Origin of the sequence: Exiguobacterium sp. BRG2 (assembly GCF_031844245.1) — a bacterium.
Classification (GTDB): domain Bacteria; phylum Bacillota; class Bacilli; order Exiguobacteriales; family Exiguobacteriaceae; genus Exiguobacterium_A.
Window position 1 is genome coordinate 106278 of sequence record NZ_JAUZUW010000008.1, and the last position, 15651, is coordinate 121928.

The 15651-nt window shown below is 50.3% G+C and carries 14 protein-coding genes; 13 read left to right on the forward strand and 1 reads right to left on the reverse strand.

Features of this window, described 5'->3' with window-relative positions; genetic code table 11:
- The first annotated feature begins 50 nt into the window (after nt 1–50).
- The 3 genes from uvrB (at nt 51) to Q9R23_RS11520 (ending at nt 6085) form a co-directional block, all read left to right on the forward strand.
- Nucleotides 51–2018 carry an excinuclease ABC subunit UvrB gene (gene uvrB, locus Q9R23_RS11510; RefSeq protein ID WP_311247081.1) on the forward strand — a complete coding sequence of 656 codons (1968 nt, stop codon included), beginning with the start codon at nt 51–53 and terminating at the stop codon, nt 2016–2018.
- A 1-nt stretch (nt 2019) separates the two neighbouring features.
- A complete protein-coding gene (gene uvrA, locus Q9R23_RS11515) occupies nt 2020–4875 on the forward strand; it encodes an excinuclease ABC subunit UvrA (RefSeq protein ID WP_133207887.1) in 2856 nt (951 codons plus the stop codon).
- Nucleotides 4876–4975: 100 nt separating this feature from the next.
- The gene (locus tag Q9R23_RS11520; RefSeq protein WP_056062976.1) at nt 4976–6085 is read left to right on the forward strand and encodes a DUF4097 family beta strand repeat-containing protein; all 1110 of its coding nucleotides are present in this window, start codon (nt 4976–4978) and stop codon (nt 6083–6085) included.
- Nucleotides 6086–6284: 199 nt separating this feature from the next.
- Here Q9R23_RS11520 and Q9R23_RS11525 read toward each other — a convergent pair whose 3' ends face one another.
- Nucleotides 6285–6671, reverse strand: a complete 387-nt coding sequence (locus tag Q9R23_RS11525; RefSeq protein ID WP_311247082.1) for a hypothetical protein — start codon at nt 6669–6671, stop codon at nt 6285–6287.
- A gap of 123 nt (nt 6672–6794) precedes the next feature.
- Here Q9R23_RS11525 and hprK point away from each other — a divergent pair, with 123 nt between their 5' ends.
- The 10 genes from hprK to whiA all read left to right on the forward strand — a co-directional run bounded on the left by hprK (nt 6795) and on the right by whiA (nt 15637).
- The gene (gene hprK / locus Q9R23_RS11530; protein WP_035396292.1) at nt 6795–7730 is read left to right on the forward strand and encodes an HPr(Ser) kinase/phosphatase; all 936 of its coding nucleotides are present in this window, start codon (nt 6795–6797) and stop codon (nt 7728–7730) included.
- Nucleotides 7730–8563: a prolipoprotein diacylglyceryl transferase gene (gene lgt, locus Q9R23_RS11535; protein ID WP_311247083.1), complete on the forward strand. Its 834-nt coding sequence runs from the start codon at nt 7730–7732 to the stop codon at nt 8561–8563. Before hprK ends, lgt begins: the two co-directional genes overlap by 1 nt.
- 3 nt (nt 8564–8566) lie before the next feature.
- Entirely contained in the window at nt 8567–9223 is a 657-nt protein-coding gene (ppaX, locus tag Q9R23_RS11540; RefSeq protein ID WP_290752371.1) for a pyrophosphatase PpaX, read from the forward strand.
- Nucleotides 9207–9689: an acyltransferase gene (locus Q9R23_RS11545; RefSeq protein ID WP_035409993.1), complete on the forward strand. Its 483-nt coding sequence runs from the start codon at nt 9207–9209 to the stop codon at nt 9687–9689. Before ppaX ends, Q9R23_RS11545 begins: the two co-directional genes overlap by 17 nt.
- A 30-nt stretch (nt 9690–9719) precedes the next feature.
- A complete protein-coding gene (gene kapB / locus Q9R23_RS11550; RefSeq protein WP_023469227.1) occupies nt 9720–10100 on the forward strand; it encodes a sporulation phosphorelay system protein KapB in 381 nt (126 codons plus the stop codon).
- 96 nt (nt 10101–10196) lie between these two features.
- A complete protein-coding gene (locus tag Q9R23_RS11555; protein WP_311247084.1) occupies nt 10197–11681 on the forward strand; it encodes a tetratricopeptide repeat protein in 1485 nt (494 codons plus the stop codon).
- A gap of 61 nt (nt 11682–11742) precedes the next feature.
- The gene (gene trxB, locus Q9R23_RS11560; RefSeq protein WP_023469225.1) at nt 11743–12705 is read left to right on the forward strand and encodes a thioredoxin-disulfide reductase; all 963 of its coding nucleotides are present in this window, start codon (nt 11743–11745) and stop codon (nt 12703–12705) included.
- Between the two features lie 111 nt (nt 12706–12816).
- The gene (rapZ, locus tag Q9R23_RS11565; RefSeq protein ID WP_029342483.1) at nt 12817–13686 is read left to right on the forward strand and encodes an RNase adapter RapZ; all 870 of its coding nucleotides are present in this window, start codon (nt 12817–12819) and stop codon (nt 13684–13686) included.
- Complete coding sequence (locus Q9R23_RS11570) at nt 13686–14684, forward strand: gluconeogenesis factor YvcK family protein (protein WP_035409984.1); 999 nt, start codon at nt 13686–13688, stop codon at nt 14682–14684. Before rapZ ends, Q9R23_RS11570 begins: the two co-directional genes overlap by 1 nt.
- Nucleotides 14681–15637, forward strand: a complete 957-nt coding sequence (whiA, locus tag Q9R23_RS11575) for a DNA-binding protein WhiA (protein ID WP_035409981.1) — start codon at nt 14681–14683, stop codon at nt 15635–15637. The genes Q9R23_RS11570 and whiA overlap by 4 nt, the downstream gene beginning before the upstream one ends.
- Nucleotides 15638–15651 lie beyond the last annotated feature (14 nt).

A 15651-nucleotide genomic window follows, 5' to 3' on the forward strand; every position in this document is an offset into this window, starting at 1 on the left:
AGTGGTACAATAAAAATAGATTTTTTAACGTGATGAGGGGGAAGCAAACGATGGATTTTGAACTCGTTTCACCATTTGAACCAGGCGGTGATCAACCGACGGCAATCGAAAAATTGGTGACTGGGCTAAAACAAGGCGAACGACATCAGACGTTGCTTGGGGCGACCGGTACCGGGAAGACGTTCACGGTCTCGAACGTCATCAAGGAAATCAAGAAACCGACGCTCGTCCTTGCCCACAACAAAACACTAGCGGGACAACTCTACTCGGAGTTCAAGGAATTCTTCCCGAACAATGCGGTCGAATACTTCGTTAGTTTTTATGATTATTACCAACCGGAAGCGTACGTCCCATCGACGGATACGTTCATTGAGAAGGACTCTTCGATCAACGACGAGATTGATAAACTACGTCACTCGGCAACGTCCGCCTTGTTCGAACGGGAGGACGTCTTGATTGTCGCGTCCGTTTCGTGTATCTATGGTCTCGGTAATCCGGAAGAGTACAACAACCACGTCTTATCCCTGCGTGTCGGCAATGAGATGGGGCGAAACGAGATGCTTCGTCGTCTGATCGACATCCAGTATGAGCGAAACGACATCGACTTCCAGCGCGGACGGTTCCGCGTCCGCGGAGACGTCGTCGAAATCTTCCCGGCGTCACGCGACGAACAGTGTGTCCGGGTCGAGTTCTTCGGTGACGAGATTGAACGGATCCGTGACATGGATCCGCTGACAGGTGAGATCGTCGCGGACCGCGAGCACATCTCGATCTTCCCGGCGTCCCACTTCGTGACGGGGGATACCCGTCTACAGAAAGCGATCGCGAACATCGAGAAGGAACTTGAAGTGCAGCTTGCGAAGTTACGTGAAGACAATCAGTTGCTTGAAGCGCAACGGCTCGAACAACGGACGAACTACGATCTTGAGATGATGCGTGAGATGGGCTATTGTTCCGGAATCGAGAACTACTCGCGTCACTTGAACTTGATGCCGGAAGGGGCAACACCGTATACGTTGCTTGATTACTTCCCGAAGGACTTCTTACTCGTTGCCGATGAGTCACACGTCACACTGCCGCAAATTCGCGGGATGTATAACGGAGATCAGGCGCGGAAACAAGTCCTCGTCGATCACGGTTTCCGTCTTCCGTCGGCAAAAGATAACCGTCCGTTACGGTTCGAGGAGTTCGAGGAAAAAGTCAGTCAGGCGATCTATATCTCGGCGACACCAGGACCGTATGAACTCGAACATTCGAAAGAGATGGTCGAGCAAATCATCCGTCCGACCGGTCTCGTCGATCCGACGATCGAGATTCATCCGATCACGGGACAAATCGATTACTTGATGGATAATATCCGTGACCGGGTCGCGAAGAACGAACGTGTTCTCGTGACGACACTGACGAAGAAGATGGCTGAAGACTTGACCGATTACTTGAAAGAGAATGGCGTCAAGGTCAACTACATGCACTCGGAGATCAAGACACTCGAACGGATTGAAATCATCCGTGACTTACGACTCGGAAAATATGATGTCCTCGTCGGGATCAACTTATTACGAGAAGGACTCGATATTCCGGAAGTCTCACTCGTGACGATTCTTGATGCCGATAAGGAAGGCTTCCTCCGGTCGGACCGTTCGCTGATTCAAACGATTGGTCGGGCGGCGCGGAACGCGGAAGGACACGTCATCTTGTTTGCCGATAAAGTCACCGATTCGATGCAACGGGCGATCGATGAGACGGAACGCCGTCGCGCGATCCAGATGGCGTTCAACGAAGAACATGGCATTACGCCGCAGACAATCAAAAAAGACGTGCGTGGTGTCATTAGTACGACAATCGAGAACGACGATACCGTCGAAAAACTCGAGAAGTTCAACAAACTCAAAAAACCGGAGCGTGAAACGTTGCTTGAACAGCTTGACCAAGAGATGCGTCAAGCGGCAAAAGACATGCAGTTCGAGCGAGCTGCTGAGCTCCGCGACCTCATATTAGAATTGAAAGCAGGTGCCTAAGTTGGGAGAAAAGAAGAATCAGATTATCATCAAAGGCGCTCGCGTCAATAATCTACAAAACATCGATGTCGAAATCCCCCGCGATCAGCTCGTCGTCTTGACGGGCTTGTCCGGGTCAGGGAAATCGTCGCTTGCCTTCGACACGATTTACGCTGAAGGACAACGGCGTTATGTCGAAAGTCTGTCTGCCTATGCCCGCCAGTTCCTAGGACAAATGGATAAACCGGATGTCGATACGATTGAAGGACTGAGTCCGGCAATTTCGATCGATCAAAAGACGACGAGTAAAAACCCTCGTTCGACGGTCGGAACGGTCACAGAGATTTATGACTACTTGCGTCTGTTATACGCACGGATCGGTAAACCAATCTGTCCGAATCACGGAATCGAGATTTCGAGTCAGACGATCAGTCAGATGGTTGACCAAGTGATGGAGTTGCCGGAACGGACCCGTCTGCAAATTCTCGCGCCGATCGTTTCCGGACGCAAAGGAACGCACGTCAAAGTGCTCGACGATTTGAAGAAGGAAGGTTTCGTCCGCGTTCGTGTCAACGGAGAGACGATGGATCTCGCCGAAGAAATCACGCTTGAGAAAAACAAGAAACACTCGATCGAAGTCGTCGTCGACCGTGTCGTCGTGCGACCAGACGTCGAAGCCCGTCTTGCGGACTCACTGGAGACTGCACTTCGCCTCGCGGATGGTCGGGTCATCGTCGATACGATGGACGGCAACGAACTATTGTTCAGTGAACATCATGCTTGTCCGATCTGTGGTTTCTCAATCGGCGAACTCGAACCACGGATGTTCTCGTTCAACTCACCGTTTGGTGCTTGTACGTCATGTGATGGTCTCGGAACGAAGCTTGAGGTCGATGTTGATCTCGTCGTGCCGCATCCCGATAAGTCATTGAACGAAGGGGCAATCGTGGCGTGGGAACCAACGAGCTCGCAGTATTATCCACAATTGCTCAAAGCGGTCTGTGACCACTTTAAAATCGATATGGATACACCGTTCGAACAATTGTCAGAAGAACATCGCGAAACGATCTTGAACGGAAACACGAAGGAAGAGATTCATTTCCGTTATGAGAACGACTTCGGCATGGTCCGGAACACGAACCTCTACTTCGAAGGGGTCCTCAATAACTTACAGCGTCGCTTCAAGGAAACATCGTCTGATTATATCCGGGAACAGATGGAAGGCTACATGGCGAAGAAAGCCTGTCCGACGTGTAAAGGACATCGCTTGAAACGGGAATCGCTCGCCGTCAAAGTATCCGATCACCATATCGGTGAAGTGACGAAGATGTCTGTTAAACAAGCGGTCATGTTCTTCGACGAACTACCGGAGAAATTAAGTGAGAAGGATCAGACGATTTCGCGGATGATCGTCCGTGAGATTCATGAACGGGCGTCGTTCCTTGAGAACGTCGGTCTCGATTACCTGACGATCTCACGCGCAGCCGGTACGTTGTCCGGTGGGGAGGCGCAACGAATTCGTCTTGCGACACAAATCGGTTCGCGTCTGACGGGCGTCCTCTACGTTCTGGATGAACCATCGATCGGCTTACACCAACGCGATAATGATCGTCTGATCAATACGCTGAAGGCGATGCGTGATCTCGGCAATACGCTGATCGTCGTCGAACACGATGAAGATACGATGATGGCAGCCGACTACTTGATCGATATCGGACCTGGTGCCGGCGATCACGGTGGATTCGTTACGGCAGCCGGAAAACCGGAAGAGTTGATGCAGGATGCGAACTCGTTGACTGGTCAATACTTGTCCGGGAAGAAGTTCATTCCTGTTCCGTCGACACGAAAAGAGCCGGACGGTCGGATGCTCCATATCCACAAAGCATCGGAAAACAACTTGAAGAACGTCGATGTCGATATTCCACTTGGTCTGTTCGTCGCCGTCACCGGTGTCTCGGGCTCCGGGAAATCGACGTTGATCAATGAAATTCTCTATAAGACGATCGCCCACGAGATGAACCGGGCGAAAGAAAAGCCGGGTGCTCATAAAGGAATCACCGGTCTGGATCAAATCGATAAGGTCATCGATATCGATCAGTCACCAATCGGTCGGACACCGCGTTCGAACCCTGCAACGTATACGGGTGTCTTCGATGACATCCGGGACGTCTTTGCTTCGACGAACGAAGCGAAACTCCGTGGTTACAAAAAAGGACGTTTCAGTTTCAACATCAAGGGTGGACGCTGTGAAGCGTGTCGTGGCGACGGGATCATCAAGATCGAGATGCACTTCTTACCGGACGTCTATGTCCCGTGTGAAGTCTGTCACGGTAAACGTTATAACCGCGAAACACTCGAAGTAAAATATAAAGGCAAAACGATTGCCGACGTGCTTGAGATGACGGTTGAAGATGCACTCGCCTTCTTCGAGAACATTCCGAAAATCACGCGGAAACTGCAGACGATTGCTGACGTCGGTCTGACGTACATGCGTCTCGGTCAACCCGCGACGGAACTGTCCGGTGGGGAAGCGCAGCGTGTTAAACTGGCGTCCGAGTTGCATAAACGCTCGACTGGGAAGACGATCTATATTCTCGATGAGCCGACGACAGGACTCCACGTCCATGATATCGCGCGTCTGTTGAAAGTCTTACAACGTCTCGTCGACAATGGTGATACGGTGCTCGTCATCGAACACAACTTGGATGTCATCAAGACGGCCGACTACTTGATTGATCTCGGACCTGAAGGGGGCGACGGTGGCGGAACGATCGTTGCTGCCGGGACACCGGAACAGATCGCTGAAGTTGAAGCATCTTATACGGGACGATACCTCGCGCCTGTCCTTGAACGCGACGCGGCACGAATTGAATCGTGAAACTTTTGTGGATGAGGATTCGTAGGAAGGAACTAAGGGAACTTAAACGAAAGTATCATGTAACACACGTTTGAGGTTCAAGAATAGGAGGGAACGGTTCATGAAGCAAGATATGCGTCAATTGATATTGGAGCAAGTCAAAGAAGGAAAGTTAACGATTGATGAGGCACTCGATAAACTCGAGCGGCTCGAAGCGATCGACGAACGTGCAACTTCTGCCAGTGAACATAAGTACGTCGATGAACCAGAACAATATGATCGGGTCGACCAGTATTCCGTCGATTCGCTGACGACGAAAGTCATGTCAGCGTTCGATAATCTCGTCAGCCGGATCAAGGACAGTGATCTTTCGCTTAATCAGGCGTCTGGTCCGAACGTCACCTACGTCAAACAATTCCCGTTCAGCGGTGAGACGGTTCACGTCGATCTGTTCAATGCGAACTTGGTCGTCGAACCGAGTGATCTTGAAGAATGCGAATTGACGGTGACAGGACGTCCGCTCCGCCGCCAACAGGTGACGGAAGAACAGGCGCTTGAGCAACTTCAAGCCGCTGTGCAACACGCGGTATCGGCGAACACACTCTCAATTCGTTTGAAGGATAAGAGTGTCCGTGCGACAGTCCATCTGAAAGTACCACGTCGTCATTACGAGTCCTTCGTCTTACAGACGTTGAACGGTGAGATTTCGTTATCGTCACTCGATACGACGTCCGCTCAACTGATGACGGCGAACGGTCGGGTCAACGTCCGTGACCTCTTCAGTGAAGATGTCAAAGTATCGACAGCGAACGGCTCGATCGAAATCGAAGAGTCGGAGTTGAAGGTCTTAAAAGCGAAGACAGCCAACGGTCAAATCATCACGACGGGTGTCTTCGAACGTTCAGAATTGAAAACAGCGAACGGAAACGTCCGGTGCGAGCTGAAGACAGCGCAAAATGCGAAAGTCAAAGCCTCGTCACTTGCTGGAAGCATCGCCTTGATGTTGCCGCATGGCGCTGAAGTCTACGGGGAACTTGAGACGAACTTTGGTGGTCTCAACTGCAACTTGGACGACATGGAATTGATTCGGGATCAAAAAGAGATCGTCAACCGGAAACTCCATTTCGTATCAGGACGCGGCCGTTCACCAAAAATCGAGGTCGAAGCGGATACGAAGACAGGTACGATTTCGGTCACACACGGCGTTCACCTCAGTCCACAAGCGTTATAAGCATACTCGGCGCAACTTCTTGAAAAAGAGGTTGCGCTTTTCTAATGACGTCGCATCAGCTTTGCGTGCTTTTCTCAGGCTCGTTTGTCTCTGACAGTGTGGATATCCGCGCTTTTTCCTGTAGGAGTCACAGATGCGGAACGACTTCGTCTGCACATGTAAAAACACCCATCCTCATAAGAAGATGGGTGTAGCTACATCAATAATCGTAATCCTGATCCATCATCGGCTCGTCGAAGTTCATGTTCTCGATATTATTCATATCGTAACCGAACGAGAGTAAGGCGATGACACCGATGATTGCAAGAACGATCGAAACGAGAATCAGACCAATGCCGAGCCAACTCTTTCCGCGTGCGCGATTCCAATAGAAAATGATGGCTAAGACGTACGAGATGAAAGACCCACTGATGAAGACCCCGATAATGGAAATAATAAAGAATAAGAGAGCTGTTTGATCTTGATTCCGGGAGTAAGCCTTCCACATATCGATCAGCGAAATCACGAGATAAACGAAACCGGCGATCGCGAGGATTCCAAATAAAATAAGTATTAAAACGAACCAAATACCGCCACCTGACATCATGGCAAAACCTCCTTCAAAATATTAACTCTTTATTCCATTCCCAAGAAATCATGCTTCTAATCCAATTCCATGAACCGAATAAAAATATGGTACAATACTTCAAGTGAAAGGGGCTGACGAAGCGTGCAACCAAAAGTGCGAACAGCTGAAATCGTAAAACAATTCAATCTCCACATCGTCACGGGAGAAGAAGGCTTACATCGCCCGATTCTAACGGCTGATTTGTGCCGACCTGGCCTTGTGCTTGCCGGTTATTATGCCTATTACCCGGCAGAACGTCTTCAAATTCTCGGAAAAACAGAATTGACGTTCTTCAATAATTTAACGTACGAGGAACAACGTGAACGAGCGAACGTCCTTTGTACAGATGAAACACCTGGTATTTTGATCACACGTGGATTTGAAGTGCCGGAAGCGATCATCCAAGCTGCGGACGAGACGAACGTGCCACTGTTGACGACAAAAGGGCATACGACATCGGTCGAGTCACAGATCACGAACTTCCTCGAAGCAGAACTCGCGCCAACGACGGCGATGCATGGTGTCCTTGTCGATATCTATGGTGTCGGCGTCTTCATTAAAGGAGCAAGTGGCGTCGGTAAATCGGAAACAGCACTCGAACTCGTCAAGCGGGGTCATCGTCTGGTCGCAGATGACTCGGTCGAGATTCGTCAAACGGGTGACGGGATTCTCGTCGGAACGGCACCGAAGTTGATTCAACATCTGCTTGAGATTCGTGGAATCGGGATCATCGACGTGATGACGTTGTTCGGTGCAGGTGCTGTTCGCTCGCACAAGAAGATCAGCCTCGTCTGTAACCTCGAGATTTGGGATCAATCGAAAGTCTATGACCGCGTTGGTCTGGATCAAGAGACGCTTCAAATCATCGATACGGAAATCCCGTTCTTGACGATTCCGGTTCGTCCCGGACGAAACCTCGCCGTCATTATTGAGGTGGCAGCGATGAACTATCGCCTGAAAAACATGGGCATTAATACAGCAGAAGAATTCGCGGGACGTCTCGCGCAAGCAATTGAAGATGGGAATGGTGGTCTTTGATGGGAACTCTAGCCTCTGTACAACCAACGTTTGATCGCGTCGCAATCAATCTCGGACCGGTACCGATTTACTGGTACGGGATCGTCATCGCACTCGGTGCGGTCGTCGGCCTGTTGATCGCGATCTTCGAATCGAAGCGGATCGGCTTCAATGAAGAGTATGCGGTCGATGTCGTCATCTGGTCAATTCCGATCAGTATCATCTGTGCCCGGATTTACTACGTCGCGTTCGAGTGGGACTACTACAGTCAGCATCTCGATCAGATCATCAACATCCGCCAAGGTGGAATCGCGATTCACGGTGCGATCATCGGGGCGATTTTGACGGTCATCATCTATACGCGTAAGAAAAAGATCTCGTTCTGGCAAATCGCCGATATCCTGGCACCGTCGCTCTTGTTCGGACAAGCCGTCGGACGCTGGGGTAACTTCTTCAACCAAGAAGCACACGGTGGCGAGACGACATGGTCGTACTTACAAGATACGCTGCACTTACCGAACTGGATCGTTAATCAGATGTACATTGATGGAACATACTATTTACCGACGTTCCTCTATGAAAGCATCTGGAACATCATCGGTGTCATTCTGTTGATCGTCTGGCGGATGAAGTTCAATCCACGCCGTGGGTATGTCTTCCTCGGTTACCTCGTGTGGTACTCGATCGGACGCTACTATATCGAAGGACTCCGGACGGACAGTCTGTTGATGGGAGATGGACTCCGGACGGCGCAAATCGTCTCAATCTGTTTGATCATCTTCGGTGTGATCATGATGGTCGTTCGCCGCAACGCCGTTCGTTACTTGGACGGTTCGAAAAAGGAGGCGAAGTAATCGATGATTCGCACGCTACTATTTGATTTGGATGGAACGTTGATCGACACGAATCCGTTGATCTTAAAAAGCTTCGAGCATACGCTCAGTTACTATTATCCGGATCGGACGTTCACGGAAGCGGAACTGCTTCCGTTCATCGGTCCGACGCTTGAAAAATCATTTTCAGCGATGAATGCGGAACAGTGGAAAGAGATGGTTGCTTTTTACCGGAGCTACAACATTGCCATGCATGACGCGCTTGTACTCGAATATCCAGGTGTGCTTGACGGATTACGCCGTTTGCATGAAGCAGGCTATAAGATGGCGGTCGTGACGTCGAAGAGTCGTCGCGTCGCCTTACGCGGGATCGAGTTATTCGGATTGACGTCACTCTTTGATGCTGTCATCGCAGCGGACGACGTAACGGAAGAAAAACCAGCCGTCGAGCCGTTTGAGAAAGCGATGCAGTTACTTGGATCAACACCAGACGAGACGATCATGGTCGGTGACAACGATACGGACATCCTTGGGGGCAAGAACGCAGGAGTGAAGACGGTCGCGGTCGGTTGGGCGATCAAAGGACGCGCGTACTTAGAAGCTCTCGAGCCGGATGTCATCATTGATTCGATGGATCATCTTGCTGCTTGGCTGGAGGAACAAAATGGCACGGCGAACTGATCGGTTTCAGGTCGGAACGACGAATCCGCTCTGGCATATGTACCGGACGGTGTCATTCTTTAAAGTGATGTGGTGCTTTACGATCGTCACGATTGGTCGGTTTGCCCCGTCGTTACGCTTTAAGAACGCGCTCTACCGGACGTGCCTCCGAATGAAGATCGGGGAGAAGACGGCACTTGCCTTGATGGTGATGCCAGACACGATGTTCCCGGAGCGAATCACGATTGGTGACAATACGATCATCGGCTTCAATACGACAATCCTCTGTCATGAATATTTGACGACGGAGTATCGTTTAGGTGACGTCGTCATCGGAAGCAACGTCTTGATCGGTGCGAACGTGACGATCCTACCGGGCGTGACGATCGGAGATGGTGCCGTTGTCGGTGCCGGATCCGTTGTTCACCGGGACATCGCTCCGAACGAACGCGTCTCGAGTCAGCCGCTTCGCCGGCACGAAATGTGACAAAACTGTGAGAAGGAAGAAGGAAAAAAGATGACGCACATCCGCTTTACGTATAAGACAGGAAAGTATTTCGGAAGATTATTCGCCGAACGTCCACAAGGTCTCGTCGTGGAGGTGCTGGCTGTCGAGAAGCATCCGGTTCAAGGAGATCTTCATCAACCGAACCAAGTCGATGTCCCGCTCTTTCATATCCGGACCGCCTTGCATAAGCACGAAAAGATCACGGTTTCGCCCGCAGTCGTTTATGCGTATGACGGAGAGATTCCCGATTATGCGACGAGCTTACGGCAGGCATATGACAAGGACGTGGCACGTCTTGAAGGACTGAATCCAGAGACGGATGCTTTTGTACGAAAATGCTTAGAGAATTACAAAGAACTGGAATCGATTTATGCGAAACGCTGGGGATGAACTCCGGCGTTTTTTTCTGTTGCATGCCTTCTAGAGATAGGGTATTCTTGTGTCTGCAACTACGAAACCAGTTTATTATTTATGGGGGCTTGAATCATGATGGAATTAACCAAATACAAAGCAGACCCCTTTGCGATTACAGCGCGCCAAGCGGAACTTTTTTATTTCCGCGGACGGAAGGCGCACCGGGAAGGGCGACTGGATGAAGCCGTCTATCATTTAGATGAGGCGACGACACTTCAGCCAGCGGACATCCGTTATTTGCTCCGTTATGCCCGTGTCTTATTCGAGACAGGAGAAATCAATCATGCGAATGATGTCTTGAAACAAGTACGCGCACTCGACGCATCAAATACGGAAGCACTCTTTTATTTAGCGAATAACTACGCACACGTCTCACTTTATGAAGAAGCGCGACAGCATGCGATGGAATATTTAGAGCAAGCACCAAACGGTAAACACGCGGAGGCATCGGCCGCACTCGTGGAACTGATTGATCTCGAACAAGAGATGGAAGACGACGAAGAGGACGAATTGATTCGTCTGCACGGTCAAGCACAACGCCAGATCGATAAAGGGATGCTGTTCGCGGCACAGGAGACGTTGACTGGACTGATTGCCCAGTACCCGACGTTCTGGCCTGCCTACAACAACCTCGCGATCGTCGAGTTTTATTTAGGAGAGAATGATCAGGCATTCGCTTCCCTCGAACGGGTCCTTGAAGGAAACCCGGGGAATTTGCATGCCCTTTGTAACACGCTCGTCTTGCTACACGAGATGGGACAGGACGAAGAGGCACACCGTCTCTCTCGTCAGCTCGAACACGTCCGTTCCGTGCATCTTGAGACACGTTACAAGGTCGCATCAACACTTGCGATCATCGGACGATATGATATCGCCTATGAAGAGTTGAAGTTACTCGAGCGTCGCGGTTACCGGGGAGACCCACTCTTTGGGCACTGGTTATCAATCTCTGCTTATAAGACAGGACACGTCGAAGAAGCAGCCGCTTTCTTAAAGTCAGACGAAGCACAAGCGTTAAAGGAAGAAACGGATACGTATGACATCCGCCACAACCTACAGTTTCGCTCGGCACTCATCCAAGCGTTGAAGACGGAAGATGACGTCTCGCGAATCTTCACGGCACTTCTTCTTGGCAAGCTGAACGATGCCGAAGCACGGCTTGCATTGTCGATGATGCCAGAAGTGACGGACCGAGAAGACGTCCTGTTACTGACGGAACAGATTGTCATCGAGATGGAAGGACGGACCGATGTCGTGGATGAACGCATTCACCGGGCATTGCAGACGATCCGTCTTGCAGAACGATTCGTTTCAGACGAAGAACGGATGAGTCTTGAAGGGGACTTTTATGAGCGCTTCGCACAGCTCGTTTTAAGTGGAGAATCATTCGATTCAATTGAAGCATCCGCGGCATCACTGCTTTACCTGTTCCATGATTTACGAGACGGAATGTTGATCGAGGAATGCGCATCGCTCGTCGATTGTTCGTTCGATCACGTCGCGTTAATGATCCGGACACATGAACGGATGCTGGCACCGCTGCAAGCAAAGTGTTAGACGTTTAGGGGATTCTCACCTATACTCAAACTACAACGATTACGATAAATGGGGTGGAATCATGGCGGAAACAGAACAAAAAATTTATGACGTCATCATCATCGGGGCAGGTCCTGCTGGGATGACAGCCGCACTTTATGCATCACGTGCGAACCTTTCGACATTGATGATCGAACGCGGGATTCCGGGCGGTCAGATGGCGAACACAGAAGATATCGAGAACTACCCAGGATACGATAGCATCCTCGGACCTGATCTCTCGCAAAAAATGTTCGACCACTCGAAAGCATTCGGCGCAGAATATGCGTACGGAGACGTTCGAAGCATCGAAGACGGTAAAGCATACAAAACGATTCACGCACACAACAAAGATTACTACGCACGGGCAATCATCATCGCGTCTGGTGCACAATATAAGAAAATCGGCGTACCGGGTGAAGAAGAGCTCGGCGGTCGCGGTGTCTCGTATTGTGCGGTCTGTGATGGGGCGTTCTTTAAAGAAAAAGAACTCTTCGTCATCGGTGGCGGCGACTCTGCTGTTGAAGAAGGTGTCTACTTGACACGTTTCGCGAAAAAAGTCACGATCGTTCACCGTCGTGATGAGCTCCGCGCTCAAAAAATCCTTCAAAAACGTGCGTTCGACAATCCGAAAATCGACTTCATCTGGAACCATACGGTTAAACAGATCAACGAACAAGACGGGAAAGTCGGCGGTATCGAGCTGATTAATACAAAAACAGCTGACGTGACGACGCATCCGATCGATGGGGTCTTCATCTACATCGGAATGAACCCAATTACAGGTTACGTCCAAGATCTCGGCATCTTGAACGACCAAGGCTACGTCGTGACGAACGAAGCGATGGAAACGAACATCAAAGGTATCTTTGCTGCTGGTGACGTGCGTGAAAAAACATTGCGCCAAGTCGTTACAGCAACAAATGATGGTTCGATCGCAGCGCAAAATGCACAGCATTTCATCGAAGCGTTGCTTGAAGAATTACAAGAATCCTCACACGCATAATATCGAACCAGTTTCATTGAAGGAGACTTCAGTGAAGCTGGCTCTTTTTTTATGATATACTGAGAAAGAAGTGAAAAATACACACGGAACTGTTGTCTGGAGGGCGAAAAGATGGAACAGAATCAACCGCAACTTGTCATCATCACGGGTATGAGTGGGGCTGGGAAGACTGTCGCAATGAATAGCTTTGAGGACTTAGGCTATTTTTGTGTCGACAATCTACCCCCGACGTTACTGCCGCATCTCATCGAAGTCATCGGACAAGTGCGTCCTAAAATCGCCGTTGCCATCGATACCCGCGCGCGTGATTTCATCGACAGCTTTTTTGTCGTCTATGAGGATTTAAAGAAAACGGACTTACAAATCCGAATGCTGTATCTTGATGCACGAAACGATGTCCTCGTACGTCGTTACAAGGAATCGCGCCGTTCGCATCCGCTCGCACCAACGGATTCCCCATTGATCGGGATCGAACGGGAGCGGACGTTGCTCGAAGGATTCCGTGATAAGGCACAGATGCTGATTGATACGAGTGACATCAAGCCGCTTGCACTGAAAGAACGTCTCTTGAAGGAGTTCACGGAAGGCACTCGGATTCCGTTCACGGTCAACGTCATGTCGTTCGGTTTCAAACACGGCTTACCGCTTGATGCCGATCTCGTCTTTGACCTGCGCTTCTTACCGAACCCGTTCTACATTCCAGAGCTGCGTCCAAAGACGGGACTCGACGAGGAAGTCGCGTCGTACGTCATGCAATGGCCGGAAGCAAAGCTGTTCTATAAAAAACTAGTCGACTTGCTCGAGTTCCTGATTCCACAATACGAGCGGGAAGGGAAGTCGCAACTCGTCATCGCCCTCGGTTGTACAGGCGGGAAACATCGCTCGATTACGTTCGCGGAAGCGATCAGTAAAGAATTTGCGACGCAGTATCACATCGAGACGAATCATCGGGATTATGTGTATGCGAAGGAGGAGAAGTGATGAAATGGGAACGTAAAGTCGTCGCTGTCGGTGGCGGAACAGGACTCTCGACGCTTCTTCGTGGACTGAAACATTACCCGCTTGACATCACAGCCATCGTCACCGTTGCTGATGACGGGGGCAGTTCTGGTCGTTTGCGGACGGAATTCAATATGTTGCCGCCGGGCGATATCCGAAACGTCATCGTCTCCTTATCGAAGTCAGAGACATTGATGGACCGGATCATGCAGTACCGGTTTGAGACCGGGGAAGGACTGCATGGTCATTCACTCGGAAATCTGATGCTGACGGCAGCAACCCAGCTCTGTAATGGTTCGTTCGTCGAAGCAATCGGCGTCATGGGACAACTGTTGAACGCGGAAGGAAAAGTCTATCCGGCGACGGAACGGACGATCACGTTATGTGCTGAGTTCGAGGACGGAACGATCGTCAAAGGTGAGTCGTTGATTCCGAAGGTCGGCAAGAAGATCGAACGGATCTTCCTTGAAGAACAAGACGTCCGTCCGGTACCGGAAGCGATTCAGGCGATTCTTGATGCCGACGTCATCGTCCTTGGTCCGGGTAGTCTCTATACGAGTATCATCCCGAACGTCCTGATCGATGAAATCCGGGAAGCGATCCAACAATCGCTGGCTCCGGTCGTCTATATTTGTAACGTCATGACGCAACCCGGTGAGACGACGGCGTTCACGGCGAATGAACATTTAGCGGCACTCGAACGCTTCCTCGGACAAGGCGTCGTTGATACGATCATCGTCAACAACGAATCGATCGATGCGAGTTACCTGAAGAAATACCAGAAGGATCACGCTGACATCGTCACCTATAATGAAAAACAATTCGAGCTCGCTGGCGTTGAAGTGCTTGCGGACGACATCGTCGATTACAATCATCACTTCATCCGTCATGACTCAGATGCCGTCGCAAGCCTCGTCATGCGAAAAGTGTTGTCGATTCGACGGATGCGTCAACTCGAAGGAAAGGAGGAGCTGACATGAGCTTTGCCTCAGAAGTCAAAAAAGAATTAACGCAGATTCCGATCACCGATCACGAGATGAAGGCGGAACTCGCGGCGCTTGCCCGGATGAATGGTGCGATCTCGTTCGGTCTCGGACGTGGTCTGACACTCGATATCTCGACCGAGAATGCCTCGATTGCCCGTCGGATCTACTCGCTTTTGAAAAAAGCATACGGGGTTCATCTCGATCTGCTCGTGCGGAAGAAAATGCGTCTGAAAAAGAATAATGTCTACATCGTCCGCGTCAAACAACAGGCGGATAAGATTTTGCAAGACCTCGGGATTTTAGGGGAAGGGTTCACGATGATTCGCTCCATCAGTGACACGATTCTAAACGATGAACGAAAAGCACGCGCATATTTACGAGGGGCGTTCCTCGCCGGAGGTTCGCTCAACAATCCGGCGACATCGTCGTATCACTTGGAGATCTTTAGCTTATATGAAGAACACAATGCGGCGCTCCGCGGTCTATCGAACGTCTTTGATTTGAACGCGAAGGCGATCGAACGGAAAAAGGGACATATCCTCTACATTAAAGAGAGCGAGAAGATTTCCGATTTCCTTAAGCTCGTTGATGCGACACAATCGATGCTACGGTTCGAGGACGTGCGGATCTTAAAAGATATGCGTAACTCGGTCAACCGTCTCGTCAACTGTGAGACGGCGAACCTTAACAAGACGGTTGGCGCAGCATTACGCCAAGTCGAAAATATTAAGTTCCTCGAGCGAACGGTCGGACTCGATGTCTTACCGGATAAGTTGAAGGAGATCGCGATCTTGCGCGTGACACATCAAGACGTCACGTTGCAAGAGCTCGGGGAGATGGTCGAAAGCGGCTCCATCTCAAAATCAGGGATCAATCACCGGTTGCGGAAGATTGATCAAATCGCTGAAAAAGTACGAAATGGCGAGTCGATGACAGGGGCCATATAAGAGGGTCGCTTGCG